The sequence below is a fragment of the Evtepia gabavorous genome (genome assembly GCF_003425665.1).
GTDB lineage: Bacteria > Bacillota > Clostridia > Oscillospirales > Oscillospiraceae > Evtepia > Evtepia gabavorous.
Genome location: NZ_QQRQ01000004.1, coordinates 146,145 through 172,149, shown reverse-complemented (window position 1 = coordinate 172,149; position 26,005 = coordinate 146,145). Strand labels below are relative to the sequence as shown.

Sequence of the window (26,005 nt, the reverse complement as noted above, 5' to 3'; positions counted from 1 at the left end):
TGCTGTACTTTGGGCTGTGGACAGTCCCTATGAAAACATAAAAAATGATCCTGCCGCCCAGGAGACGGCAGGATCATTTTTTACTTGAAGGCAAAATAGGCCAAAACCACGCCGCCCAAAACGATGCGATACCAGCCAAATACTTTGAAGTCGTGCTTTTTAATGTACCCCATGAGGAATTTGATGACCACCAGAGAGACCAGGAAAGCCACCAAGCTGCCTACCACCAGAGTCACCAACTCCGGGGTGGTGAACACCAAACCAAACTTCAGCAGTTTTAGCAAACTCAAGCCAAACATCACCGGTACAGCCAGAAAGAAGGTAAATTCCGCCGCCGCCACCCGGGAAACCCCGATAAGAAGTGCGCCAATGATGGTCGATCCCGAACGGGAAGTGCCCGGAATGATGGACAAAACCTGAAACAGGCCAATCAAAAAGGCGGTCCGATAGGTGATCTCCGCCAAGGTCTGCACCTTGGGGGTTCGGGTTTTGTTCCAGTTCTCAATCAGAATAAATCCAACACCATAGAGAATCAGTGCCGCTGCAATCACCGTGGGGGTGTGGAGATGGGCCTCAATATAGTCGTCAAACAGGATGGTCACCACCGCCCCAGGGATACAGGCCACCACCACCTTACACCACATCTGAATGGTGTCCCAGCGCACTGCGGGCTGGGTGGGTGTTTTGCGCTGGAAGGGCCACATCTTTTCCCAGAACAGGATCACCACCGCCAGGATCGCCCCCAGCTGGATGACCACAAAGAACATATCCTTGAATGCCTCACTGACATTCATCTGTAAAAACTCATCCACCAAAAGCATGTGGCCGGTGCTGCTGATGGGGAGCCACTCGGTAATCCCCTCCACAATGCCCAGGAAAATGACCTTCAGCACTTCAATGCCATGTTCGATCACGTATAATCCTCCTTGCTGTTCAGTTGTTCTATACGGCTTCTACGCAAAGGCAGGCCTTAGTATACCAATTTTTTCCTCCCCTGTCCAGGCCATGCTCAAAAAAGGGCGCTGTCTTTCATAAATCCCTGGGTTTCCGGCATACTATCTATGGGTGATAACAATGAAACGAAACAAAGTTCTGACTTACCTGCTCTTCCTCTTGCTTCCCCTGGCCGTGGGCGGCCTGGCGGCCCTTGTCACATATCACGGGATGCCGGTCTATGAACAGCTGGAAAAACCGGTTTTCACGCCACCATCCTTCCTCTTTCCCATTGTTTGGAACCTTCTCTACGTTCTCATGGGGATTGGAGCCGCCCGGGTGTGGCTCAGCCAGGACCCCATGCGGGGGCAGCGCCTGCGTCCCTTTGTGCTCCAGCTCATCCTGAATTTTTTCTGGACCGTCTGGTTTTTTGGCGCGGGACAGTATCTGCTGGCCTTCTTTTGGCTCCTCATTCTTCTGTGCGTCATCGGCTGGATGATCGCCGCGTTTTCCAAGGCGGACCCGCTGGCCGGGCGGCTGCAAATCCCCTATCTGCTCTGGACCGGATTCGCCGCAGTGCTGAACTTTTCTATTTTCCTTCTCAACCTATAACCGCGTGCCTCACGCCTCCTGGCCGGCCGCCAGCTGCTGGTCCAGGGCCTGGGCAAAGGCCGGAAATGCCTTGCGCAGACGCAGAATATGGCCCTGCTGGTCCTGGAAACAGTGCTCTGAATTTCCCTCAAACACCACAGGCCCCCCCTCCTTTGTCATCACATAGTGAAGCCGCAGTCGGACCCCGGTAAACTGCGTCAAGGTCACCTGAATGGAGATCACATCCGGAAAAGTGGTGGTCTGCTTATACTTGGCGTCCAAATAGGTTGCCGGGGACACCGAGCCCATGGCCTCCAGCCGCTCCAGTCCCCATCCCAGCTGGGCCAGGTAATCCACCCGGGCCTCCTCCATCCAGCGGATATAGTTGCTGTGATGGACAATTCCCATCCGGTCGGTCTCATAATACTGCACGGTGTGCCGATATGCGTTCATTCCTGTTTCTTCTCCTTTGTCTGCCACGTCCCGGGAATCACTATGCCAGTGTTCCCGTCCAAAAAGTTTTTCCTCGTCTTTGCTGCCCAGCCTCTCAAAGAAGCGTAGGGGCGATGGCCTCCGCCTCACGAACAATACGATTTATGAGCTGTTGTACCGTCGGGATATCGTGAATTCGTCCTACGACTTCACCGCAAGGGAAAACACCTCCCTGGGTGTCCCCGCTGTCATAGCACTTCTTCTGCCGTTTTCCGCTGACATACGGGAAAATATCCTCTAACTTGGGGTTCCCCTTCTCCAGTTCCGCCACTTGCAGCGTAGTCTCATTCTTCAAATTTCTATGGGGGAAATCAATGGACCGCTGCACCACCATTGTCGCGCGCTCATTGCTGTCCACCAAAAGTTTCTTAAAGTTGGGATGGATGGCGCACTCCTGCGTAGCCATGAACCTTGTCCCGATGACCACGCCCTCTGCTCCCAGCGCCCGCATGGCCAAGTAGCTGCGCCCATCACATACACCGCCGCCGCCAATCACAGGAATATGAACCGCACTGGCCACAGAAGGAATCAGCACCATAGAGGTCACATCATCATTCCCCGGTGCACCGCCGCACTCAAAGCCCACCACAGAAACTACATCCACCCCCGCAGCCTCTGCTTTTTGCGCAAATCGGACGGCCGTTGATTTATGAATGATCTTCGCGCCCGCTCCATGGAGTTCCTCCACAAAGGGTTTTGGGTCCCGGCCGGACAATTCCACCACAGGGACCTGGCTTTGGCAGCAGGCCGCAATAAAATCCCATGTTTTCTCCCCTTCCACCACTTCAGGAAACATAGAGATATTAACGCAGAAAGGCTTGTCTGTGAGAGACTTCGCCCGTGCAATCGCCTCGGTCAGTTCCTCCTTCGTCTGATACAAAGACGCGCTGATCGTACCCAGACCCCCTGCATTGGATACCGCCGCAGCCAACTCAGGCGTTGCCAGCCACTGAAAGGCCCCCTGCATAATAGGATACTGGATTCCTAAGAGCGAACAAAGTGACGAGTTCATAAATCCTACTCCTCCTTATACAACAGATAAAAATAACCAAAACGAAAAAAGAAACCGAGATCCTCTCTGAAGAAGTCTCGGTTCTTTTCCATCTGGTGCGGATGACGGGACTTGAACCCGTACGTCATGGACACACGCCCCTCAAACGTGCCTGTCTACCAGTTCCAGCACATCCGCATTTTTAGGTTGCTTAGATAGTATACTCATTCTGGAGAGATTTGTCAATCCCTTTTTCCTCTTTTCTCTTCCATTCTCAGAAAAACCCGGCGGTGGCACCGCCGGGTTTCCTGTTTTGGATCAGCCCTTTAGGGAAGGGGGATAGGTCCCGTTTTCGTGGAGGGCTTTCAGCGCCTGTTCCACCACCGGGCGGTCCTCCTGATAGGTGACGCCGAACCAGACCGCATCGGTATGGAGCACCGCCACATCCAGCCGGCCCGCGGTAATTAAGCGGTCCACCAGCACCGGCAGCAGGCATTCCGCCTTCTGCTCCTCCGGTGCCAGTTCCCGGAGGAAGGTGTGGAAATAGGCCTCCATCTCCTCAAAAATCCAGGGGGTAAAGCCCCAGAAATTCATGGACACCACACTCTCCGGGTCCAAGGGGACCTCCTGAGCCGGGTTCTCCGTGTCCGTAATGCGGCCGTCGGGGTACTTTTTAATTTTCAGGGTCTCCTTCACCTTTCGCAGGCTGCCGCTGTCCAGCTGGCAGACCCCCCGGGAGACCGTCCCGTTGTCGCTGACGGTGTTTTTCAAGCGGTACCCCACCATGGCCCCCTCCCCGGTGGGCTTCAGGGTCAGGAGTTTTTGCAAAATGGTCTCATAGGCCGAGACGCCGTAGTAGTCGTCGGCGTTGATAATAGCAAAGGGCTCCCGCACCACATCCCGGGCGCACAGGGCCGCGTGGACCGTGCCGAAGGGCTTCTTCCGCTCCGGGGGAATGGTATAGAAGGCCGGAATGCTGGAGAAGTCCTGCACCGCATAGGCCACCTCCACCGGCTCTCCCTGGGGGGTGTGCATGGTCTCGATCCGGTCCCCGCAGAGGGCGCGGATGGTGGGCTCCATCCCCGGTTTTATGATAAACACAATCTTATGGAACCCGGCCCGCACCGCGTCATAGACCGAATACTCCATAATGGCCTCGCCGTGGGGGCCAATGCCGTCGGTTTGCTTCTCTCCGCCGTAGCGGGAGCCCATGCCGGCCGCCATGATTACCAAAGTCGCTTTCATGTTGATCTCTCCATTTCGCCGCCTCAGGCGGTTTTTCTTTTATTATACTATGCTCTTCGGCATTTTTCCATTCTGAGGGAAAAATTTCCGGGGAAATCCCCTCTTTCCGGCGGAAATTTCTGGCCAACGCCAGGAAATATGGTACAATAAGGGCAGAGACTTCGGGATATACCCGACCATAAGGAGGTTTTCCCATGGAACAACTGACGGTACGTTGGCACGGCCACGCCTGCTTTTCCCTGACCTGCCGGGACTTCACCGTGGTGTTGGACCCCTATGAGGACCACTACGTCCCGGGCTTTCCCCCGCTGCGCCTGACCGGGGACCTGGTGCTGTGCTCCCACCAGCACAACGACCACAACGCAGCGGAGATTGTCACCCTCCGCACCGGCCGCCCCAACCCCTTCCGTATCACCAAAATTCCCACCTTCCACGACCCGGAAGGGGGCCGGCTGCGGGGGGAGAACACCATCCATCTGCTGGAGGTGGGCAAGCTGCGGGTGGCCCATTTCGGGGACTTGGGCTGTCCCCTCTCTCCCGCGCAAAAGGCAGAGCTCCAGGGCCTGGACGCGGCCATGGTGCCCGTGGGGGGCTTTTACACCATTGGTCCCCAGGAGGCCAAGGCCCTGCTGGACGATCTTCGGCCCAAGGTCTTTCTGCCCATGCACTACCGGATGGGCGCCGTGGGCCTGCCGGCGGTGGGCCAGGTGGAGGATTTTCTGTCCCTGGTGGAGAATTATGTATACTACCCCACCGACACCCTCTCCCTTGACGAAGGGACCAAGCCCCAGATCGCGGTTCTTCACTGCTCCGTGTAAGGGAACGCAGACAGCCGGACGGTGTTTTCACCGTCCGGCTGTTCTTTTCTGGTGTTACCGGGGTGCCGGGGACTCAGTTCTTCCCCACCACCTCACCGGGATTCTCGGCGGAGTTGGCGTCTGACCACTCCTTTTCAAAGGCCTCCCAGTCCCGCACGGGCAGGACTTTGGTCCACACCTCATACTCGTTGCCCTGGGCGTCCTTCTTCACCTGATACTCATGGGAGTTGGTGGCCTCCTGCATGTCGGCGTAATACCACTGCTCGGTGTCCAGGTTGTCCGGCCAGACCAGCATATCCTCCAGGAAGTGGTCCGGGTCGGGGTGCCGGTCCAAGGTCCGGTTGACCAGGGTCACCGCCTCGGCCCGGGTGATGTACTTGTCCGGCCCGAAGGTCCCGTCCGGGTACCCCTCGATAAAGCCGTCTTCCGCGGCCTGGTTGATGTAATCCTGGGCCCAGTGACCGTCGATGTCCGGGAAGAGGTCCTCCCCCTGGTAGTCCATGTCGAAGAACCGGGCGGCAATCACCGCGAACTCGGCCCGGGTGATATACCCGTTGGGGTCAAAGGTCCCGTCGGGATAGCCGCTGATGATCCCGCCGTTGGACAGGGTGGCGATGGCGTTGTTGAACCAGTCCGCCAACGCCACATCCGGGTAGCCGCTGTCCTGGCTCCAGAAGTGGTTCCGGCTCTCATCGGTGAGCATGCGGAAGTAGATGGTGGCCACCTCCGCCCGGGTGATGTTGCCCTGGGGCTTCACCGGCTTTTTGGTCTGGTCCTCGGTGGGCAGCCCGGTGTAGTAGTCCACGGGGTAGCCGATGATGTAGCCATAGTGGTCCTCGGTGTTCAGGCTGGGCTTGTCGTCATCGGGGTCCGGATCAGGGCGGTGGCTTCCGGAGCTTCGATGATTGGTAAAGACGATCTCGTCTGCTGGTTTCTCGTTCTTCTCAATGCTCCAATTACTAACGGTAAGTCCCCTCTCTTCATTATCAGTCACCGTTACAGAAAACGTGTAAACACTGGTGTCATACTTGACACGGTTTAGGTCTCCCTCATCTTCTGTAATTTCGTACTGATAGGTTCCCGCTTCCGTGAAAATGATGGGGGCAAAAGATGCCGATGCTGTGCTGTCAGAGGATTTGGTGATTGTAATTCGATTTGGGTTGGGGACAGGAGTATCCTCCGTCATGGCCTCAATCTGGAAGGATACCGCATCACCTATGTTCCAGCCGCTTCCGGTAAAGGTTTTGTTGATAGCTGGAATGATTTCCGCTACAGCGTTCCCACTATCAAACGTATTTGTGATCGTGATTGCTTTGTCAGCCTTCTCTTCAATCGTTACCGAAATGCCCTGACTTTGCTCAGAAGCCGATACTGCCTCCGACGCAAACGACGTATCTTCGTATGCAACAGTAAACCCTGATACAGCATCCTCTTTCACAGTGATCGTCACACCCGCCGGAACTTGCAGCGTGATGGTCTCCCCACCATGGATCGAAAGCGTAGCTTTTCCTTCCTCCGAGAAGGGCACTTTTTCACCTGTTTCCCCATCCTTCATCCGGTACACCGTCCCGCCGTTCAAATTCTTTGGTTCTGCGGTCAGGGTAATATCAAAGGAAAGCTGGGAGGCGATGTTCTTGTCGAGACCATCCACGTTTTTGGTGATGGAGAGCGTCCCCGCCGCCTGGCGCTGGTTCCCCACCACCACCATGGTGGTACCGGAAAAGAGGTTGTTCAGGCTTTGCTCTTTCAAATCCTGTTTGGGAGACTGAATGGTATCATCATGGTCCATGCACTGCCGAATGGACAGCCGCCCCCAGCCCTCGTCATAGGTCAGTGCATTGGAGTAGCCCTCAATCGGACCATACTCTAAGACTGCATTTGTGGAAGAATAGGACAGGTGCATGATCTTTTCAGGGTCTGTACTGTTCCATACGTTATCCTCTGTCTCGGTCCAGTTCCACTTCTTATTTTCGTACGTCCCCGTCTCCAGCGCCGCCTTGATGTCGTGGAGGGTGGCGTCAATGTCATCGTCCGCGGCAAACTGCACCATGCTCTTGACCAGTTTGCCCACGCCCAGGTTGACAGAGACCATATCTTCTTCTTTCCCTGCATCGGCGTAAACGCCGGTGTCATCCACGATTACGGGAACTGCCGTGGGGTTCTTCTCAAATCCGCCCGGGGCCTCTGTCTCAATTAAGTAATACTCTCCTTTGGGAATCTTGGAAAAGGTCATCGCACCCTTGATTGTGCTTCCATTCCCCAAGTCAATCGTCTCTGTTTTTTCTGTATTTTCCACCGTGATCGGTGTTTTCTCTTCTGATATTTGATAATTACCCTGTTCATCAACTGTGATATCCTCTTGTTTATACAGAGAAAACTTTGCCCCATCCAGGGGTACCCCCTCCTCGTCCGTCTTCTGCACCAGCAGGCGGTTTTGGATGTTGGGCACATACAGGCTCATCGCAAACTGGCGCTGGAAGTCATAGGGGTCCAGCATGACAATGTCCTCGACATCGACATCCTTCAACGCTTCGACACTTGTAATCTTTTGATTGATGTAAAAATAACCGCCGGTATACTCCGCCTGTTGCTTCTGATCTTTCGCTGCTACCAAGTAATACTTTTCAATGTCTCCAGGCAGATTTTCAATGGCGCAGGTGAACTCAGTGCCCAGCTTAAATGGATACCAGTTCTCCTGGGCCGCCTCGAGAACACCTTCCATCCCCGCTGGATGGATTTTCCAACCTTTTTCCGGATTCCCGGACACCGCTGTCAAATCCTTCAAAGTAAGTTCTTCCCACGTTCCTCGGAAATCATTCGGCCGCTTTAGAATCACGGAAAACATGGTGCCCACAGGTTTGCCCTCACTATCAAGGACTTTGACTTTTCCCTCTTCAGTTGTTTCCACATATTTTGCGCCGGGCTCCTCCCCACTCACTGTGCGGGCCGTCGCCAGCACCTTAGACATGGCATAGGCGCCCACGTCCCAGGTGCTGTCAGACAAAAGGATGGGGTATCCACTGTCATTGCTCTGCAAGTGAAAATGAACCTCTTCTATGCCCCGATAGCCCTCTGGCACCTTTGTCTCCCGAAGTACCCAGTAAGAACTGACCCCTTGCAGGTCACTGGGTACCAGCGGGACGTTCTCCTGATCCAGCAAGATAAACTCGCCCTTCTCATCCGTTGTTCCTGTGGCATAGGGTGCGTTCTGGTATCCATCTATAATATCCCAGCTCTCGTCCGCCGGATAGAGTGCAAATTTTGCGCCTGCTACCCCCTCCGCAGTCCCCGCAGCCGTATAATCCTGACTTACCTTTTTGATCTCGCTCTCCAGGATCACCTTCATATTGAACTTGAGGCTCATGTTAGACGCCCCGTTCCCCCGTTCCAGATAGAAGAAATTCAAGGTATGGAAGGTGCCTTCCCGAAAGGTATTTTCATCCCAATCATCATCGTCCCCATTTTTTCCCGCACTCTTAAACGCCTGTTTGAGTGTTGTGGACAATGCCCCTTCCTTCCCAGAATCCTTTCCTCCGTTCACATCAATCTCTCCCGTGGAGAAGTTAATTTTTACCGATGCTGTATTGTGGATGCCGCCCAGGTCCGCCACCAATACACCATCAATGAAAATCCACACGTCGTCGTCCCCAGAGAATTCATAGGTTACCGGCTTCGTAGAATCAAACGGAGATTTGCCATCCTTCGTCTGTACAAAACGGGTCACCATGCTAACGCCGAAATAATGATTGATGATATCCTTTCTTGCCGGAGCACTCTCGCTACCCTCTAATTCTTTATCGTTCAACTCACCGCCGCTTATGTTAAAAACTTGCTCTGCCGTATTGAATGGGAAAAACTGATAGCGAGCGTTTTCCTCTGTGCCTTCTTTTACGCCGCCTTTCTCATAAAGTGTAAACTGATTCTCATTTTCATCAAAGCTGGCAAAGTTTTTTGTACAATCGTAGTAATAATAACCCTCCTGATCCCGCTGCAGCAGTCCGCCCACATCCATATAGGCGGCTTTTCCCTCGACCTTCTTCTCCCTCGTGTCCCGACTGTCAAATCCGTTGAACAAATAGGACAGGGACTCGCCGCTTTCTATTTTCTCTTCGTTTAGATGGGGATATCCGTCCTCCCCCAATAGGGACGACACAATGCCGGTATAGGGTCCTTCATTCCCGGTCCACTGGTTATAGGTGCCCCACGTTGCATCGTTGAGGAATTTTAAGGCGTGATTTTGGTTAATTCCCATATTCTTATATTTACCACTGTCCCCACCTTTCATCCTCTGACTGTCGGGACTGTTTTGGTCTTCCAACCAGTAATCAAACAGATCCACCGTCACCCCTTCCGGGTAAGGATCTTCCACATTCACTTCATGGGCTGAAAAATCCGCAGATGGTTCCTCTCCTGCCGCGTGCGCCCCTGTCGTCATCAGGGAAAGCGCCATACAGACGGTAAGCAATATGGCGCCCCAGCGTCTTTTCCTTGTACTCATCGTGTAAACTCCCTTCTCTTACTTTTTCATCCCGCCGTATGGTTACAACAAAATTCTTATTCCGTTGTAAATAAGCCAAACGAAAAAATGCGGCGCACAACGGAATTCTTATTCCGTTGTCATTCGACAGCCAAGGAAAAGAAATGAGAGCATAACCCAGAGGAAGACTTTCTCCATTCTTCGCAAAAATAGGTGCAAAAAAGTCCTGAAGAAAGATCGACTGTTTTCTTCAGGTGGTTTTCTTGTGCGTTTTATCAAATATCTGGCTTGCATTTCCCCTTTGATCTGTGATATATTGTAAGTAACTCAATCAGTATATCATCTTGCGGCTTATTTGTTACAACGGAATAAGAATTTCGTTGTTACAGAATCAGCCCCAGCCGTTCCACCTGCCGTTTATGCTCGGCGCCGCTCTCCATAATATAGATGCGCGTGGTCTCTATGCTGGCGTGGCCCAGCAGGTCGGCCAGCTTCGCCAGGTCCTTGTCCAGGGCGTAAAAGGCCCGGGCAAACAGGTGACGAAAGTTGTGGGGGAAGACCTTCCGGGCCTCCACCCCGGCCCGGGAGCAGAGGGCCTGCATCTCTCGCCACAGGTTGGAGCGGTCCACCGGGCGTCCGGTGCGGGTCACAAACACCGGACCGGCGGTGATGCCCCGGGCCCGGCAGTATCCCTGGAGTGCCCGGCAGAGTTTTTGGGGCAGCAGAACCGCCCGTCGCTTGCCCTTACAGTGCACCAGCGCCCGGCCGGCAGCCAGAGCCTCCACCGTGACAAACACCAGTTCGGAGACCCGAATCCCCGTGGCCCCCAGGGTCTGCATCACGTGATACAGCCGCTGGCTGCCCCGCCGTCGGGCGGCGGCCAGCAGGGCCAGGTACTCCCCCTTGTCCAGTTCCCGGGCCTTCTCCCGAAAAATTTCCCGCTGCTGGCGCAGGGCCTTCACCCGGCACCCGTGCCAGCCCTGAAAGGCAAAAAAGCCGTTGAGGGCCGCAATCATGCTGTTCACCGTGCTGGGGGCATACCGCCGGGCCATCTCCTCCTTCCATGCCAGCACCTGTTCCTTGTCCACCCGCCCCCCTTGGGGCAGCCGGGCGGCAAAGGCCAGCAAATCCCGGCGGTATTTGGCCAGGGTCCCCGGGCTCCGTTCCTCCCGGCGCAGATGGGCCAGGAACCGCTGAATCTCTGCTTGCGTCATCCAATGGTACATAGACAGCACCCTCCTTTTTCCTGTCTCTATTGTACCAACATATCTCATATTATTTTCTTTTTGGCATAGAAAAACCCACGGCGGACAGAAACCGCCGTGGGTTTTTCTTTTCTTCGCTGGGGTCAAAGGGCGCGGGAATATTCGCTGCGAATCCGCTGCTTCCCCCCCAGGGCGTTGTCGATCATGGACAGGAACTTCTCCCGGTCGTCCGGCAGGGTTCCCTTGAGGGGGAGATAATTGGAGGCGTGGTTGCTGGTGAAATGGAAGGGGCCATAGTTGAGCCCGGCCACCAGGGCCCGGGTCTCCTCCAGGTACTCCCGGGGGGTAATCATCTGGAAACGTCCCTCCTTGACATCCTGGTACATGGGGGAGTTGGGCTCCGGCATGTAGGACAGGCAGGAGACATGGTTGGCCTGCATCCGGTTGAGCACCCGGATGGTCTCCTCCACGTGCTTCTTGGAGGGCTCTCCCGGGCCGGCCAGGCCCAGAATCACCGTGACCCACAGGTCAATGCCGGCGTTTTTCAGCAGGGCAGCGGCCTGGAGCATCTGCTCGGAGGTGACCCCCTTGTTGACCTTTTTCAGCAGTTCATCCCAGCCGCTCTCCACCCCCAGATAGGCCCGGGTGAGGCCGGCCTGGCGCAGCTCAATGAGCTGTTCCTGGCTCTTGGTCATGGTGCTGCGGGTGCCGGCGTAGACCGTCACCTGGCGCAGATGGGGGAAGGCCGCGTACAGGGCCTCCAAAATCTGCAGCAGGTGGGCCTGGCGCATGACAATGGCGTCCCCGTCGCAGAGAAAGACCTTATCCACGTTCTCCGGACCGTAATACTCCCGGGCCATGGCAATGTCCTCGATGATCTCCTTCATGGGACGCACGTGAAATTTCTTGGTCTTATACATGCCGCAGAAGGTACACTTGTTGTGGGAGCAGCCGATGGTGCATTGGAGCAGATAGCTGCGCCACTCTCCTGGGGGCCGATAAATCTGACCTTCATAACGCATAGGGATTCCTCCTGTCCTCCCCAGCCTGGTCCGCCGGGGAAATGATTTTTTTCAGGGCTTTCTCCGCCTTTTTTCGGGGGAGCATCACCTCCCGGCCGCAGCCGGTGCAGCGCAGGCGGAAATCCATCCCCACCCGGAGTACCTCCCACCGCCGGGCGCCGCAGGGGTGCTCCTTTTTCATCTCCAGCACGTCGCCGGGTTGAATATCCATGGTACAACACCTCCATTGGAAAAAGAAGGGGCAATTTTTGGCCCCCATGTGAATATCATTGAGTCAGACTTCGTCTCACTCATGGAATCAGAAAGGAAGGCAGTGTATGTCCAACCTGTATCTCCCAGAAGGGCGCCTGCTCCACACCCCAGAAAACCAAGCCGCCTGGGAGACCCTCTCCTCCCTCCGCCAAGCTATGGAGCAGGAAACCGTGCTGGAGGGCCGGGCCGTCCTGTGCACCCCGGGCCACGATCTGCTGGTGAACCTGGGCCCCTTCACCGGAACCATTCCCCGGGAGGAGGCCGCCCTGGGCATCCGGGAGGGAACCGCCCGGGAAATCGCCATTCTCTCCCGGGTGGGAAAGCCCATCTCCTTCACCGTCACCGGGGTGGCTGAGGGCGCGCCGCCCCAACTCACCCTCTCCCGCCGCCGGGCCCAGGAGCTGGCTCTGGCAGAACTGCTCCGCTGCCCGCCGGGCACCGTTCTCCCCGCCACCGTGACCCACCTGGAGGGCTTCGGCGCCTTTGTGGATGTGGGGTGCGGGGTGGTGTCTCTCATCGGGATTGAAAACTGCTCCGTCTCCCGCATCTCTCACCCTGCCCGCCGGTTCACCGTGGGGCAGGAAATCTATACCGTGCTCACAGGGAGCGACCCCGACCAGGGACGGCTCTTTCTCTCCCACAAGGAGCTTTTGGGCACCTGGCTGGAGAACGTCGCCCGGTTTTCCCCCGGCATGACCGTGGCCGGCTGGGTGCGGGGGGTGAAATCCTATGGAACTTTTGTAGAGCTGACCCCCAACCTCACCGGCCTGGCAGACCAGACCGAAGGACTGGCGGAAGACGACCGGGTGTCCGTCTACATCAAAGCCATCCTGCCGGACCGCATGAAGATCAAGCTCACCCTCATTCACCGCCTGGAGCCAGAGCCGGGGCCGGAACCTCTTTCCTATTTTATCACATCCGGTCAACTCTCCCGCTGGGACTATTCCCCCCCTGGGCGCCTGGCACACAAAATACAGACGGTCTTCGGTTAGCCTTCCCCCTTGATCCGGTCCCAATACTGTTTGGCGGCCTGCTCGGTTTTATTTTCCCCATAGGTGTAATAGGTCTGGTTTTTCAGGGCATCGGGCAGATACTGCTGTTTCACATAGTGGTTGGGATACCCATGGGCATACTGGTACCCCGTCCCATGGCCCAGCTGGGCCGCCCCCTCATAGTGGGCGTCCCGGAGATGCGGCGGCACCTCCCCCGTCCGTCCCGCCCGCAGGTCTGCCAGCGCCCCCTCCACCGCCAGAATGGCGCTGTTGGACTTGGGCGCGGTGGCCAGGAAAATGGCCGCCTGGGCCAGGGGAATCCGGGCCTCGGGCAGGCCCAGCATATTGGCGCTGTCCACACAGGCTTTCACCACCGCCACCGCCTGGGGATAGGCCAGGCCCACGTCCTCACTGGCCATGACCATCAGCCGGCGGCAGGGGGAGATCAGATCCCCCGCCTCCAGCAGCCGGGCCAGATAATGGACTGCGGCATCGGGATCAGAGCCCCGGACCGACTTTTGAAAAGCGGACAAAATGTCATAATGGCTGTCACCGTCCCGGTCATAGCGGTTGGCGGACCGCTGGGCCACCACCTGGGCCTCCGCCAAGGTCAGGACCGTCTCGCCCCGGTCCATGGCATGGGCCGCAAAGAGGGCCTCCACCGCGTTGAGGGCTTTCCGCACATCCCCCCCGCAGCTGCGGGCAATGTGCTCGGCCACCCCCTCCTCCCAGCGGACCCGCCCCTGCCGGTCCTGGCTCATTTCCCGGATTCCCCGAAGCACCACCGGCAGAACCTCCTCCGGCGACACAGGCTGAAAGGCAAAGACCGTGGCCCGGCTGAGCACCGCGTTGTAAATGTAGAAATAGGGATTCTCCGTGGTGGCGGCAATGAGGGTCAGTTTTCCCGTTTCCATAAACTCCAGCAGGGACTGCTGCTGCTTCTTATTGAAATACTGAATCTCATCCAGATACAGCACCACCCCCTCCGGTGCCAGCAGAGTCCCCACATCCGCGGTGATGGCCTTGATGTCCGCTAAAGAGGCGGTGGTGGCGTTCAGGCGGTGGAAGGGCCGGTGCATCTGGGCGGCGGCGATCTCCGCCACCGTGGTCTTTCCCGTGCCGGAGGGACCGTAAAAAATCAGATTGGGGATATTTCCCCCCTGAATGATCCGCCGCAGAACCCCCTGCTCCCCCAGTATATGCCGCTGCCCCACCACCTCGTCGATGGAATTGGGCCGAAGCCGGTCTGCCAGGGGCTGGTACATGGCGCTCATCTCTCTTTCCCATAGTCGAAATAAAAACAAGGAGAACGACCTGCGTCGTCCTCCTTATTTTATCAGCTGTGACCCCTTCCGTAAAGGGAGAATTTTCCCCCGGCGGACAGGGCTTACTCGTAGAGGGGGTACTTGGCCGTGATCTCCGCCACCGCCGCGCGGATCTCCTCCTGCTTGGTGTCAAACTCTGTGGCGGTCTTCCAAATGAGCTGGCCGATGACCTTCATGTCCTCCTCCCGCAGACCGCGGCTGGTGGCGGCGGGGACCCCCACCCGGATGCCGCTGGTGACGAAGGGGGACTGGGGATCGTCGGGGATGGTGTTCTTGTTCACGGTGATGTTCACCTGGTCCAGGCGCTTCTCCATCTCCTTGCCGGTGATGTTGGCCGGGCGCAGATCCACCAGCATCAGATGGTTGTCGGTGCCGCCGGAGACCAGCTGGAAGCCGGCATCCATGAGGCTCTCGGCCAGGACCTTGGCATTCTTCAGCACCTGCTCCTGGTAGGTCTTGAACTCCGGCTTCATGGCCTCCCCGAAGGCAACGGCCTTGGCGGTGATGATGTGCATGAGGGGGCCGCCCTGGGAGCCGGGGAAAATGGCCTTGTCAATCTTCTTGGCATGCTCCTCCTTGCACAGAATCACGCCGCCCCGGGGACCCCGCAGGGTCTTATGGGTGGTGGTGGTCACCACGTCGGCATAGGGCACGGGGGAGGGATGCAGCCCCGCGGCCACCAGGCCGGCAATGTGGGCCATATCCACGAAGAGATAGGCGCCTACCTCGTCGGCAATCTCCCGGAAAGCCTTAAAATCAATGATCCGGGGATAGGCGGAGGCGCCGGCAATGATCATCTTGGGCTTGCACTGTTTGGCCAGGTCGCGGACCTGGTCATAGTCGATGCGGTGGGTTTTGGGGTCCACGCCATAGGGGACAATCTTGTAGTTGATCCCCGAATAGTTCACGGGGCTGCCGTGGGTCAGGTGGCCGCCGTTGTCCAGGTTCATTCCCATGACGGTGTCTCCCACGTTGCACAGGGCCTGGTACACTGCGTAGTTGGCCGAAGCGCCGCTGTGGGGCTGGACGTTTGCATGGTCCGCGCCGAAGAGGGCCTTGGCCCGGTCCCGGGCAATGTCCTCCACCACGTCCACACATTCACAGCCACCATAGTAGCGCTTGCCGGGATAGCCCTCGGCATACTTATTGGTGAGCACGGACGAAGCAGCCGCCAGAACGGCCGGGCTGACAAAGTTCTCCGAGGCAATCAGCTCAATATTTCTCCGCTGACGGTCGTACTCCGCCTGCACGGCGTTGCCCACCTGGGGATCTTGCTGGATCAGGAAATCGATGACATCTTTGACCACGATACTCGCTCCTTTTTACATTCAAATTTCTATGATGGCGGGTTTGCGTTTTCCAGCTTATTATACTCCAAACCGAAAAAAAATCCAATGACTATCCTTCCACTTTGTGCTATACTATTTATACGAAAAACAACCCATAGAGAAAAAGGAATCGGTAGTTTTTATGAAAAATTCCAAGGATATTCACGCCATTGTCCAGGCACTCAAAGACTTGTATCCCGATGGCATCTGTTCCCTGCAATACCAAAAGGACTATGAGCTGCTCTTTGCCACCCGCCTCTCCGCCCAATGCACCGATGAGCGGGTCAATCAGGTGACCCCCGCCCTCTTCGCCCGCTTCCCCACCCTGGAGGCCCTGGCGGAGGCAGAGCCGGCCGACGTGGAGCCCTACATCCACTCCTGCGGCTTTTTCCGGGCCAAGGCCAAGGACATTGTCTTTGCCTCCCGCATGCTGCTGGAACAATTCCATGGCAAGGTGCCGGGCACCATGGAGGAGCTGCTCTCCCTGCCCGGGGTGGGCAGAAAAACCGCCAACCTTATTTTGGGCGATGTTCACCACACCCCCGGCGTGGTGGTGGCAGACACCCACTGCATCCGGATCACCGGCCTGCTGGGGCTCACCGACGGCACCAAGGACCCCGGCAAGGTGGAAAAGCAGCTGCGGGCCTGCCTGCCGCCGGAGGAGTCCAACGACTTCTGTCACCGTCTGGTGCTCCATGGCCGGGCGGTCTGCCGGGCGCGCAAGCCCGACTGCCCCAACTGTACCCTCCGTCCCTGGTGCGATCACTTTCAAAAAAACGCATAGTCATCTACTTTCTTGGCACACCACGGTTCCCGTGGTGTGCTTTTCCTTTCCCCACCTTAAATAGAGGAGGGCCTTTTAGGGCCCTCCTCTGGCAAAACAAAATTTGTGCTATTAGACAACGTCGCCGGGATTCTCGGAGGAGTTGGCGTCCGACCACTCCTTTTCCAGGGCCTCCCAGTCCCGAATGGGCAGGATCTTGGTCCACACCTCATACTCGTTGCCCTGGGCGTCCTCCTTCATCTGGTACTCGTGGGAGTTGGTGGCCTCCTGCATGTCAGCATAGTACCACGCCTTGGTGTCCAGGTTGTCCGGCCAGACCAGCATATCCTCCAGGAAGTGGTCTGGGTCGGGGTGCCGGTCCAGGGTCCGGTTGACCAGGGTCACCGCCTCGGCCCGGGTGATCTGCTTCTGGGGGCCGAAGGTCCCGTCGGGATAGCCCTCGATGATCCCCGCATCCGCGGCCTGGTTGATGTAGTCCTGGGCCCAGTGGCCGTCAATGTCCGGGAAGAGGTCCTCGCCCTGGTAGCTCAGGTCGAAGAACCGCACCGCGATGGTGGCAAACTCCGCCCGGGTGATATACCCGTTGGGGTGGAAGCTGCCGTCCTCATAGCCGTCCAGGATGCCCGCGTTGGCCATGGTGGAGATGGCGTTGTTGTACCAGGCGTCCGCCGCCACGTCGGTGAAGCTGTTGCTCTGGCTCCAGTACGCGTTCCGGCTCTCGTCGGTGAGCATCCGGAAGAAGATGGTGGCCACCTCGGCCCGGGTGATCTTCCCCTGGGGCTTCACGGGCTTTCTGGCCTGGTCGTCGGTGGGCTCGCCAGTGGCATAGTCCACGGGGTAGCCCACGATGTAGCCGTAGTGGTCCTCGGTGTTCAGGCTGGGCTTGTTGCCGCCATTGCCGCCGTGACCGCCGTTGCCGCCAGAGTCCTCCTCCCAAAACAGAGCAAAGGGAGAAAACGACTCTACCGTGATCCTGATCCCTTGATCTGTGTTTTCCAAGTTGCCATTCTCCTCAGAATACAAGACCATATCATATTCTCCGTCCGCAAGACTTGTGTTATTATTTCGATCCAAGCCCTCATAATGGACAATATGGAACTCATCCATCTTGTCGGTGCCCGCCGGATACGGCCAGTAAACCGTAATCGGTTTTCCTGCTGTCGTCACATACGCATTTCCGTTGCCGGTATCCACCAGATCAAGATAGTTAAATTTTACATTGTGCTCAGATGTAATCTCCTCAAACCCGTCCACCGCTTTGGTATACAGCGTGTTGTCTTCGTCTGGTACGATGCTGTCCACCAGCAGTTTGACATTCTCCGGTTCGGCCACTTCAAGCTGACTCTCATTGATGTAAAACAGTGTGTCTTCTGGCACATGCGCCGTGATGTTATCCACTTCTTCGACCGGCACCTCCGTTACCACCTCTGTGGTTGCCGTGTTCTGATCGGTTACACCGCGCACAGTGAGTTTTCCCTCGCCCACTTCAGCAGCGTACGAGACAACCTGCTCTCCAACTCTGAGGACAGCCTTTACTTTTTGTGTCTCCAGATCTCCGGAATAAATCGTCATGTCATACTCATGGAACAAATCCTCCAAATCAACAGTAAAATCATCACTGGTCATGAACATGCCATTTTCATCCGTAAACTGCAACCGGATCGGGATTTCCTGATTCTCCACGACAGCAGGCTTAATACGGTAAATAAACCGATCATACGCCGTGCTGTTGTTTTCGTTGTCATGCGTGTCGTATCGTTCCAGTTCCCATGTTCTTGTTTCTCCAGCGTAGTTATAGGTGAACGTCAAAAATTTAGACAGGTCAACGATTTGCTTTCCGCTCTCAGTTGTAATGATATTCTCTTTGTCAACATGTTCAAGCAGCCACGCATTCACACTTTCCGGTAAATCAATATAGAAGCCAGGTGTCGGCAGTCCATTATTCACCGCGCCAATTTCGTTCCCACTGCCGTTTACCACGCTGTCATAGCTCTCGCCGCCGGTATAGATAGTGATGTCAGCAGGAGTTATGGTGACAGGTTCAATCTCCTCAAGCTCAATCACGTTGTACCAACTAAATGAGTAGTTTTGATAGACATTCCCCATCAATGGTCCATTCAACGCAAACGCCATGTCAAAAACGGTCTCCTCGTTGCTGTTTAACGCATCTGCATACAGCAAATCTTTAAAATATTCATTTGCTTCCCCATAGGTTTCTTCATTCATCGTATAATCCGCAACATCGTGCGCGTTCGTAAAAGGATCATCCGCTGTATTAGTCTTCAGCTTTTCTATATTTTCCTGCCCAAATGCAAACTGGAACAGGCGCTGATACCAATGGTCATAGCTGATTTTTGCCAGCACTTCTGAGGGCCATTTTATTTGTACGTTCAAGTTTCCCTGAGCACTCCTCTGAGCATAAATGTAAGTGTTAAGCCAAGGATACTCACTAATATACTTTTGTAAGTCTTGCTCATTGACTGTATAAATGCCGTTATGAGTAACTCCTGAACTAAATAATATCGAAGATACCTCTTTTGGCTTTTCTAAATACAGTTCTTCCATTGATCCGCAATCCGTCTTGAGTTTCTTATTTAAGTACTCCAGCATATAACTATCCAACGGGTTTTCTCCCTCATACCCCTTCTCTTCCAGCTTATCAAAAATTTGACACATTTCCTCAAAGGTTACCGCTGCTGAAGACGCTTTCCCAAAAAGATCTTGATAGAAATATTGGGGGAGCATAGAGCCAACCGCAGTAATCGGGATATATTGGCCATCATACCCCAAGAACGGAAGCAGTGCACCTTCCTCCAAAGTGCCAAAATCATCGGTATCCGCTGTGCTCAATACAAAGCTGCCATCTTTATATTGATAGTTTTTTCCTGATTGATTTTTAATATGAACCTTAAACTTTTGAATAGCACCCGGCATGTAGGTAATGTTTTCGGCCTCCTGAATCACGCTACTAAAATCCAGAACAACATTAGAGGGAGCGGTCTCATTGATTGTGATATCCAAATGAATAATATTATTTGAATCCTTCTCTGTTTGAATCTCTATCCCATCCGACTGTTCCTTATACTCGACTTTACAAGTCTCCTCTGGAATATCTCCGGCGGACCCCTCCGGGACTTCCGCTAACACTGCCGGGGTCAGTGTCAACAACATACCCAGTGTCAGGAGCGTTGACAGCATTCGCTTTTTCATCTTATTATTTCCTCCCTTTCTTTCATCAAATCTGTTGGGCATTTTGATCCACAGCTATCTAAAGTCCTTTGATGTCAAAAGGTATACCTTTCGACACCTTTCAAAGAAAAGAAAAAAACCGTTAATTTTTATCGATTTGTCTCAAAGGAAAGAAAAAGCGCCTTGATTTTCCAGCTCTTTTACTGTAAAATGCAAAAAGACAGTCAGCTATCAAAAGGTATACCTTTTGATAGCTGACTTCTTATTATTTCTGACATAGTTTATCAAGAAAAAAATGACCTGTTCTCCATGAAAAAGGAGAACAGGTCACTCATATTTTTCACTTTCCTCGTTGTTTCTGATACCGCTCATAAATGATCCGCAGCCCGTCCACAATGAGCTGGCTGTCCACCACGTCGATCAGGTCCGTATTGTCCGCGATCAAACGGGCCAGGCCTCCGGTGGCCACCACCTTCACGCCGTCGCCGTATCCCATCTCCGCCTTGGTATGGCGGATGAGATACTCAATGGCGCCGATGTAGCCCATGACAGAACCGGCCTGAATCTGGGCAATGGTGTTCTGGCCCAGGACGGAGGCGGGACGAATGAGCTCAATCCGAGGAAGCATGGCGGCCTGGCGGAACAGCGCGTCCGTGGAGACCCGGACCCCGGCCAAAATACTCCCGCCCAAATAGATCCCCTTCTCATCCAGGGCATCCACTGTGGTGGCGGTCCCAAAGTCCAGCACCACCAGAGGCTTTCCATACTTCTCCATCGCCGCCACACAGGAGACCGCCCGGTCCGCACCCAGGTGGTCCTCCCCTTCATACTGGATGCCCGGCGACACATCATCATCAATGAGAATGGGCTTTTTTCCAAAATACTTGACAATGGCACTGGTGAGCGTATACATCACCTGGGGCACCACGGAGGCGATGATGATATCGCAGACTTGGTCCGTGGACAGATTGAACCGCCGAAAGTATTCACACACCGTCAGCCCAATCTCATCCGAGGTCCGGTTGGCGTCTGTCATCAGGCGAAAACTCCCCACGAGTTCCTTCCCCTCCAATAGGCCGAACACCATATTGGTGTTTCCTACATCAATGGCCATCAGCATGTCGTGTTTCCTCCTATTGCCTTACCAGGAATTCCCTTTTCCCGGTTTTCTGGCCGAATTTCCGGGAAACAGGAAGATGGAACGATCATAGCACACTCCTTGCGGTTTTTCCAGACCCAATTTTCTTTTTCTGCACTCTGACAGGCACATCCATCTCCCTCGGCTCATATAATGGGACAGCAATACCCGGAAGGAGACCATGTTATGCAAAATTTCGCAGATCAACTCAGTTCCAATCCCCAGGCCAAGCAGCTGTTGGAAAACCAGAAGGCCATCCGCCAGATGCTGGCCAACCCGGAGACCCGCAAGGTCCTCCAGTCCCTGCAAAAAAAGAACGTGGGCCGCCTGCAGGCCGCGGCGCAGTCCGCCCTGCAGGGGGATACCACTGCCCTGAGCAGCGTTCTGCAGGAGCTCTCGTCAGACCCCCAAGCCGCCAAGGCCATGGAGCAGCTGAACAAAACCTTAAACAAGTAATCCGCCTGGTCCGTTTGAAAGGAGGGGATTCCCCATGGCCGACTTTGAAGAAGCACTCAACTCTCTGCTGGCAGACCCTGACGCCATGGGACAGATCATGTCCCTGGCCGGAAAGCTGGGGATGGGGACGGAGTCCCCTCCTTCCCCCGGGGAAGCGGCCCCCCAGCCGGAATCCGCCGCCCCGCCCCCCTTCGCCCCAGAGCAGTTGGGGCAGATGGGCCGCCTGCTGGAGCTGTTCCAGGCCAGCCGCCAGTCCAACCAGGAGGCCGACGCCCTGATCGCCGCGCTCCGGCCCTTCCTGCGGGAGGAGCGCCAGAAAAAGCTGGACCAAGCCATCCAACTGGCCGGGCTGTCTCGGGCAGCCCGGCAGGCCTACCGCCTATGGAAAGAGGGTGAGCTCCATTTATAATGCCTACATACCAGGAGGCGGTCCCTATGAAAAAATCCCGGAGGAACATCCCCCGGGATTTGAGTCTATGTTTTCTTCCCTGCTGGGCTCCAAAGGCACCGGCGGGCTGTCCGGCCTGCTGGGCAAATTGGGGCTGGGAAAACTGGACAGCGGAGATATCCTTCTTCTGCTGATCCTCTTTCTCCTGTGGCGGGAAGGGGATCATTTTGATCTGGTCCTCCTGCTGGCCCTGGCCTTTCTATTCCTCCGGGACAGTGACACTTGAGCTCTCATGGAGGATGGTGCCGTCAGGCAGAGAAAAGACGATGCCATCCTCCAGCGGGGCACGCAGCTGGGTCTCCGTCATCTCATAGACCTTGGTATCCTCCTCATACGTCTCCGCCGCGCAGAGCAGCCCGGTATCCGTGTCAATCCAGTAGCGATCCAGGACGTCCTGGGACCGTTTCACCTCCACAAAGATACAGTACGCCTCGTTTTTCTCCTCATAGCTGGCCGCGCTAATCTGTTCTGTATCCAGCTCCAGCACATCCTCATAGGTGGGAATCCGCTGGGCCAGATCAGCGGTGTCATCCCCGGCGTCCACCTCCTGCCAGGCGCGGTCCCCGGCATACCAAAGGCGGAGCTTTCCCTCCCCCACCAGCCGGTATTGGGTGCTTCCCCCTGTGGTGATGGCCGTACGAACATACCCTCCGTCCGCCCAAATTTCCACCGGGTCGGCGGAGCTTCCTCCCGCCCAGAACAGACGGACGGTCAGTTGGCGATAATAACTCTCCGGGCGGGAGAGACTGACGATGACACTCTGCACCGTATCCGGCCGAACCTCCACCGGCAAGAAGTCTCTCCCCTCCGTGCTCACAGCCTCCTGATTGACATCGGGGAGTACCACCTCCGGCGCACGTCCTGTCAGCGCAGGCAGGCCGAGGCTCACAAAGACCGCGGCAAACACAGTCACCGCAATGGCGAGGACCAAAATGGTCCGGTTCTTCTGGTCCATGGAACACAGCCCACCCCCTTTCCTGACTGCTCCAGACGATGGCCCATCATCCGGCGGAGAATTCCTCCGGCGGCTGGTCCCGCAGCCCCCGCTTCCACAGGATGGCATCCACAATCCGCCGGCAGGCCTGACCGTCTCCATAGGGATTGACCGCCTGGGCCATGGCGCGGTAGGCGGCCGGGTCGGTCAGCAGACGGGCGGCATGGCCGTAAATCACGTCTTCCTCCGTCCCCGCCAGCAGCACCGTTCCCGCCGCCACGGCCTCAGGGCGCTCGGTCTCCCGGCGCAGCACCAGAACGGGCCGGCCCAAGGCGGGGGCCTCCTCCTGCAGTCCGCCGGAATCCGTCATCACAAAGGCGGACCGGGCCATGACATTGTGCATTTCATCCGGGGTAAGGGGTTCGATCAAATGGATTCTGTCGTGGCCGGACAGGTGGGCCCGGGCCGCCTCCTGCACCACCGGGGACAGATGCACCGGATAGACAAGCTCCACTTGGGGGAAATCCTCCACGATCCGGCGGAGGGCCCGCATGATATTGGTCATGGGCTGCCCATAGTTCTCCCGCCGGTGGCAGGTCACCAAAATCACTTGTTTTCTCGTGTAGTCCAAGGTATTCAGCAGCTGGCTCCGGAAGCGATAGTCCGGCCGGACCGTCGTCTTCAGAGCGTCAATGACGGTATTCCCCGTGACGAAAATCCCCTCCCGGAGCCCCTCCCGGAGCAGGTTCTCCCGGTTTGCCTGGGTGGGGCAGAAATGGAACTCCGCCAAGTCGCCCACCAGGGTCCGGTTCATCTCCTCGGGGAAAGGGGAGTATTTGTCCCAGGTCCGCAGGCCCGCCTCCACGTGGCCCACCGCAATTTTCTGATAAAAGGCTGCCAGCGCCCCGGAAAAGGTGGTGGACGTGTCCCCATGGACCAAAACCAGGTCCGGCTTTTCCCGGGAAAAGACCTCCTCCATTCCCAGAAGGCACTTGCTGGTGATGGTGTACAGGCTCTGGCGAGCCTCCATGATATCCAGATCGTAGTCCGGTTGGATGGCAAACAGCTGGAGCACGTCGTCCAGCATCTGCCGGTGCTGGGCGGTGATGCAGCAGATGCTCTGAATCTCAGCTCTGCTCTCCAGTTCCTTTACCAGAGGGGCCATCTTCACCGCCTCCGGGCGGGTCCCGAAGATCGTCATGACTTTCAATGGCATGGTCATTGGACTCCTTTTCTTTTGTTTTTTCCTGGTGGTTCTCATTGTGGCTGAGAAAAATTTTCCCGGAGATCAGCCCCGCCAGGCACAGCGCACACAGCAAAACCATGGCTTTCAAGGCCCCGCTGGTGGTGAGGACCACCGCGGACAGGCCCAAAATGGCACTGATCACGTAGAGGATGGCCACCGCCTGCTTTTGGTTAAAGCCCATGTCAATCAGCCGGTGATGCACATGACTGCGGTCCGGCGCCATGGGGCTCTGGCCCTTGGCCAACCGCCGCAGGATAGCAAAGCAGGTGTCAAACAGAGGCAGGCCCAGCATCAAGAAGGGCACCGCAAAGGAAATGATGGTGTAAAACTTGAATAGGCCCTGGATGGACACCGTGGCCAGGACAAAGCCCAGGAAGGTAGAGCCGGTATCCCCCATAAAAATCTTCGCCGGGTTCAAATTATAGGGCATAAATCCAATGCACCCTCCGGCCAGCGCCGCCATCATCAGCGCCACCACATTCTCACTGACCAGCATGGCAATGACCAGCATGGTCAGGGAGCTGATGGTCGCCACCCCCACCGCCAGGCCGTCCAGACCGTCAATGAGGTTGACCGCGTTGGTGATGGCCACAATCCAAATGACGGACAGGGGGACCGCCAGGGAGCCCAAGGTCCAGTAGGGATTCTCACTGAAAATATTGGGGTTGGACAGAACCTGGATCACGTTGCCATGGAGCACCGCCACCAGGGCCGCCGCAATCTGCACCAGCAGCTTGGGCAGGGCGGGCAGGGCGTAGATGTCGTCGAAAATACCCAGGATCACGATGATCACGCCCCCCAGCAGCATCCCCCGCATGGAGGAGCTCATGGGCACAAAAATCAGGGTACTGAGGAGAAAGCCCAGGAAAATCGCCAACCCGCCCATCCGGGGGATGGGATGGTTGTGCATCCGTCGGTTGTCTTTGGGCACGTCCACCGCGCCCACCATCTGGGCAATGGATTTCACCACCGGTGTGGCAATGAAGGAGATCAGCAGAGCAGCCACCAGCGCCGCTGCAATCCGCGCGATGGCCGGCAATTCCATTGTCATTCTATTGTAACACTCCTTTGGGTCTTAGGGGTTGGGGACCGCCGCGAGAGGCAGGTCTGAGCCGCTCCCCCGTCAGCGGGGAACGAAGCCCACCTTCTTATGCACTTTACGCAGGGTCCGGTTCGCCATGGCAGCGGCTTTTTCCGCCCCCTGGCGGTAGAGGCTCTCCAAATAGGCCTTGTCCGCCAGCAGGCGCTGGGTCTCCTCTCGAATGGGGCGGAGTGCCTCCACCACGGCCTCTCCTACCGCAGGCTTAAACGCGCCATAGCCCTGGCCGGAGAATTCCTGCTCCACCGCCTCCGGGCTCTTGCCCGTTACCGCCGCATAAATCTCAATCAGGTTCGAGACCCCGGGCTTATCCGGGGAACGATAGACGCCGCCCTCGCTGTCGGTCACCGCCCGCTTGAACTTGCGCAGGATGACCTCCGGCGGGTCCATCACCAGGATGTAGGAATTCTCATTGGTGCTGGACTTGCTCATCTTCTTGTCCGGCTCACTCAGAGACATCACCCGGGCCGCGACCTTGGGAATATAGGCCTCCGGCATGGTAAAGACCTCCCCGTAAATGCCGTTGAACCGCTGGGCGATGTTCCGGGTCAGCTCCACATGCTGCCGCTGATCCTCCCCCACGGGAACCAAGTCGGTCTGGTAGAGAAGGATATCCGCCGCCATCAGGCTGGGATAGGTAAACAAGCCCGCGTTGACGTTGTCCGCGTGGGCCGCCGACTTGTCTTTGAACTGGGTCATCCGGCTCAGTTCCCCGTACATGGTATAGCAGTTGAGGGTCCAGGCCAGTTCCGCATGCTGGGGCACATGGGACTGAATAAAAATGGTGCTCTTTTCCGGGTCCAGACCACAGGCAATAAACTGGGCATAGAGCTCCAGGGTCTGCCGGCGGAGCGCCGCCGGGTCCTGTCGGACGGTGATGGCATGCTCATCCGCGACACAGTAAAGGGCGTGATAGTCCTCCTGCAGAGAAACCCAGTTGCGCAGGGCGCCCAGATAGTTTCCCAGGGTAATCTTTCCGCTGGGCTGTGTGGCGCTGAAAATAATCTTTTTCTCGTGTTCCATAATACCTCCGTGGGCAA

Annotated in this window: 23 protein-coding genes and 1 tRNA gene; 7 read left to right on the top strand and 17 right to left on the bottom strand. The window is 56.3% G+C overall.

From position 1 onward, the window contains the following. Positions 1 to 80: 80 nt before the first annotated feature. Positions 81 to 914: an undecaprenyl-diphosphate phosphatase gene (locus tag DV520_RS04170; RefSeq protein WP_117141874.1), complete on the bottom strand. Its 834-nt coding sequence runs from the start codon at positions 912 to 914 to the stop codon at positions 81 to 83. A 160-nt stretch (positions 915 to 1,074) separates the two neighbouring features. Between DV520_RS04170 and DV520_RS04165 the strand changes: the two genes are divergently transcribed. Further along, on the top strand, positions 1,075 to 1,545 hold the full coding sequence (locus DV520_RS04165) for a TspO/MBR family protein (RefSeq protein WP_021919376.1): 471 nt from the start codon (positions 1,075 to 1,077) through the stop codon (positions 1,543 to 1,545). A 9-nt stretch (positions 1,546 to 1,554) separates the two neighbouring features. Here DV520_RS04165 and DV520_RS04160 read toward each other — a convergent pair whose 3' ends face one another. From DV520_RS04160 to DV520_RS04145, 4 genes are all read right to left on the bottom strand, one after another. Then, positions 1,555 to 1,977 carry an acyl-CoA thioesterase gene (locus DV520_RS04160; protein ID WP_021919377.1) on the bottom strand — a complete coding sequence of 141 codons (423 nt, stop codon included), beginning with the start codon at positions 1,975 to 1,977 and terminating at the stop codon, positions 1,555 to 1,557. Between the two features lie 94 nt (positions 1,978 to 2,071). After that, positions 2,072 to 3,028, bottom strand: a complete 957-nt coding sequence (locus DV520_RS04155; RefSeq protein WP_117141873.1) for an NAD(P)H-dependent flavin oxidoreductase — start codon at positions 3,026 to 3,028, stop codon at positions 2,072 to 2,074. A 93-nt stretch (positions 3,029 to 3,121) separates the two neighbouring features. After that, positions 3,122 to 3,205 (bottom strand) — tRNA-Leu (locus DV520_RS04150). 120 nt (positions 3,206 to 3,325) lie between these two features. Continuing rightward, positions 3,326 to 4,252: a nucleotidyltransferase family protein gene (locus DV520_RS04145; protein WP_117141872.1), complete on the bottom strand. Its 927-nt coding sequence runs from the start codon at positions 4,250 to 4,252 to the stop codon at positions 3,326 to 3,328. 194 nt (positions 4,253 to 4,446) lie between these two features. On the opposite strand from DV520_RS04145, the gene DV520_RS04140 reads away from it, so the two are divergent. After that, entirely contained in the window at positions 4,447 to 5,070 is a 624-nt protein-coding gene (locus DV520_RS04140) for an MBL fold metallo-hydrolase (RefSeq protein WP_117141871.1), read from the top strand. A 73-nt stretch (positions 5,071 to 5,143) separates the two neighbouring features. Here DV520_RS04140 and DV520_RS04135 read toward each other — a convergent pair whose 3' ends face one another. From DV520_RS04135 to DV520_RS04120, 4 genes are all read right to left on the bottom strand, one after another. Further along, on the bottom strand, positions 5,144 to 9,568 hold the full coding sequence (locus tag DV520_RS04135) for an S-layer homology domain-containing protein (protein WP_117141870.1): 4,425 nt from the start codon (positions 9,566 to 9,568) through the stop codon (positions 5,144 to 5,146). Between the two features lie 362 nt (positions 9,569 to 9,930). Continuing rightward, a complete protein-coding gene (locus DV520_RS04130; RefSeq protein ID WP_117141869.1) occupies positions 9,931 to 10,773 on the bottom strand; it encodes a tyrosine-type recombinase/integrase in 843 nt (280 codons plus the stop codon). A 122-nt stretch (positions 10,774 to 10,895) separates the two neighbouring features. Next, a complete protein-coding gene (locus tag DV520_RS04125) occupies positions 10,896 to 11,774 on the bottom strand; it encodes a radical SAM protein (protein WP_021919307.1) in 879 nt (292 codons plus the stop codon). Beyond that, complete coding sequence (locus DV520_RS04120; protein WP_021919306.1) at positions 11,764 to 11,985, bottom strand: DUF951 domain-containing protein; 222 nt, start codon at positions 11,983 to 11,985, stop codon at positions 11,764 to 11,766. The genes DV520_RS04125 and DV520_RS04120 overlap by 11 nt, the downstream gene beginning before the upstream one ends. 106 nt (positions 11,986 to 12,091) lie before the next feature. On the opposite strand from DV520_RS04120, the gene DV520_RS04115 reads away from it, so the two are divergent. Then, a complete protein-coding gene (locus DV520_RS04115) occupies positions 12,092 to 13,018 on the top strand; it encodes a S1 RNA-binding domain-containing protein (RefSeq protein ID WP_242984642.1) in 927 nt (308 codons plus the stop codon). Here DV520_RS04115 and DV520_RS04110 read toward each other — a convergent pair. Next, positions 13,015 to 14,283 carry a replication-associated recombination protein A gene (locus DV520_RS04110; protein ID WP_117141895.1) on the bottom strand — a complete coding sequence of 423 codons (1,269 nt, stop codon included), beginning with the start codon at positions 14,281 to 14,283 and terminating at the stop codon, positions 13,015 to 13,017. The two genes, DV520_RS04115 and DV520_RS04110, sit on opposite strands and share 4 nt — an antisense overlap. Positions 14,284 to 14,405: 122 nt before the next feature. Further along, entirely contained in the window at positions 14,406 to 15,650 is a 1,245-nt protein-coding gene (locus DV520_RS04105) for a serine hydroxymethyltransferase (RefSeq protein WP_117141868.1), read from the bottom strand. A gap of 163 nt (positions 15,651 to 15,813) precedes the next feature. Here DV520_RS04105 and nth point away from each other — a divergent pair, with 163 nt between their 5' ends. Next, positions 15,814 to 16,455 carry an endonuclease III gene (gene nth / locus DV520_RS04100; RefSeq protein WP_021918955.1) on the top strand — a complete coding sequence of 214 codons (642 nt, stop codon included), beginning with the start codon at positions 15,814 to 15,816 and terminating at the stop codon, positions 16,453 to 16,455. A gap of 111 nt (positions 16,456 to 16,566) precedes the next feature. Here nth and DV520_RS12255 read toward each other — a convergent pair whose 3' ends face one another. Both DV520_RS12255 and DV520_RS04090 read right to left on the bottom strand, forming a co-directional pair. Continuing rightward, positions 16,567 to 18,588 carry an S-layer homology domain-containing protein gene (locus DV520_RS12255; protein WP_165850031.1) on the bottom strand — a complete coding sequence of 674 codons (2,022 nt, stop codon included), beginning with the start codon at positions 18,586 to 18,588 and terminating at the stop codon, positions 16,567 to 16,569. Positions 18,589 to 19,984: 1,396 nt separating this feature from the next. Then, positions 19,985 to 20,764: a type III pantothenate kinase gene (locus DV520_RS04090; protein WP_021919392.1), complete on the bottom strand. Its 780-nt coding sequence runs from the start codon at positions 20,762 to 20,764 to the stop codon at positions 19,985 to 19,987. A 204-nt stretch (positions 20,765 to 20,968) separates the two neighbouring features. Here DV520_RS04090 and DV520_RS04085 point away from each other — a divergent pair, with 204 nt between their 5' ends. The 3 genes from DV520_RS04085 (at position 20,969) to DV520_RS04075 (ending at position 21,912) form a co-directional block, all read left to right on the top strand. Further along, on the top strand, positions 20,969 to 21,238 hold the full coding sequence (locus DV520_RS04085; protein ID WP_021919393.1) for a hypothetical protein: 270 nt from the start codon (positions 20,969 to 20,971) through the stop codon (positions 21,236 to 21,238). Between the two features lie 34 nt (positions 21,239 to 21,272). After that, on the top strand, positions 21,273 to 21,647 hold the full coding sequence (locus tag DV520_RS04080; protein WP_021919394.1) for a hypothetical protein: 375 nt from the start codon (positions 21,273 to 21,275) through the stop codon (positions 21,645 to 21,647). Between the two features lie 67 nt (positions 21,648 to 21,714). Then, positions 21,715 to 21,912 carry a hypothetical protein gene (locus DV520_RS04075; protein WP_021919395.1) on the top strand — a complete coding sequence of 66 codons (198 nt, stop codon included), beginning with the start codon at positions 21,715 to 21,717 and terminating at the stop codon, positions 21,910 to 21,912. Here the strand turns inward: DV520_RS04075 and DV520_RS04070 are convergent. The 4 genes from DV520_RS04070 to trpS form a co-directional block, all read right to left on the bottom strand. After that, positions 21,886 to 22,641, bottom strand: a complete 756-nt coding sequence (locus DV520_RS04070; protein WP_117141866.1) for a hypothetical protein — start codon at positions 22,639 to 22,641, stop codon at positions 21,886 to 21,888. The genes DV520_RS04075 and DV520_RS04070 overlap by 27 nt on opposite strands. A 46-nt stretch (positions 22,642 to 22,687) precedes the next feature. Then, positions 22,688 to 23,836, bottom strand: a complete 1,149-nt coding sequence (wecB, locus tag DV520_RS04065) for a non-hydrolyzing UDP-N-acetylglucosamine 2-epimerase (RefSeq protein WP_117141865.1) — start codon at positions 23,834 to 23,836, stop codon at positions 22,688 to 22,690. After that, positions 23,748 to 24,917, bottom strand: coding sequence for an MraY family glycosyltransferase (locus DV520_RS04060; RefSeq protein WP_117141864.1), 1,170 nt, complete (start codon positions 24,915 to 24,917; stop codon positions 23,748 to 23,750). The genes wecB and DV520_RS04060 overlap by 89 nt, the downstream gene beginning before the upstream one ends. A gap of 72 nt (positions 24,918 to 24,989) precedes the next feature. Further along, positions 24,990 to 25,988, bottom strand: coding sequence for a tryptophan--tRNA ligase (gene trpS, locus DV520_RS04055; RefSeq protein ID WP_117141863.1), 999 nt, complete (start codon positions 25,986 to 25,988; stop codon positions 24,990 to 24,992). Positions 25,989 to 26,005: the final 17 nt, after the last annotated feature.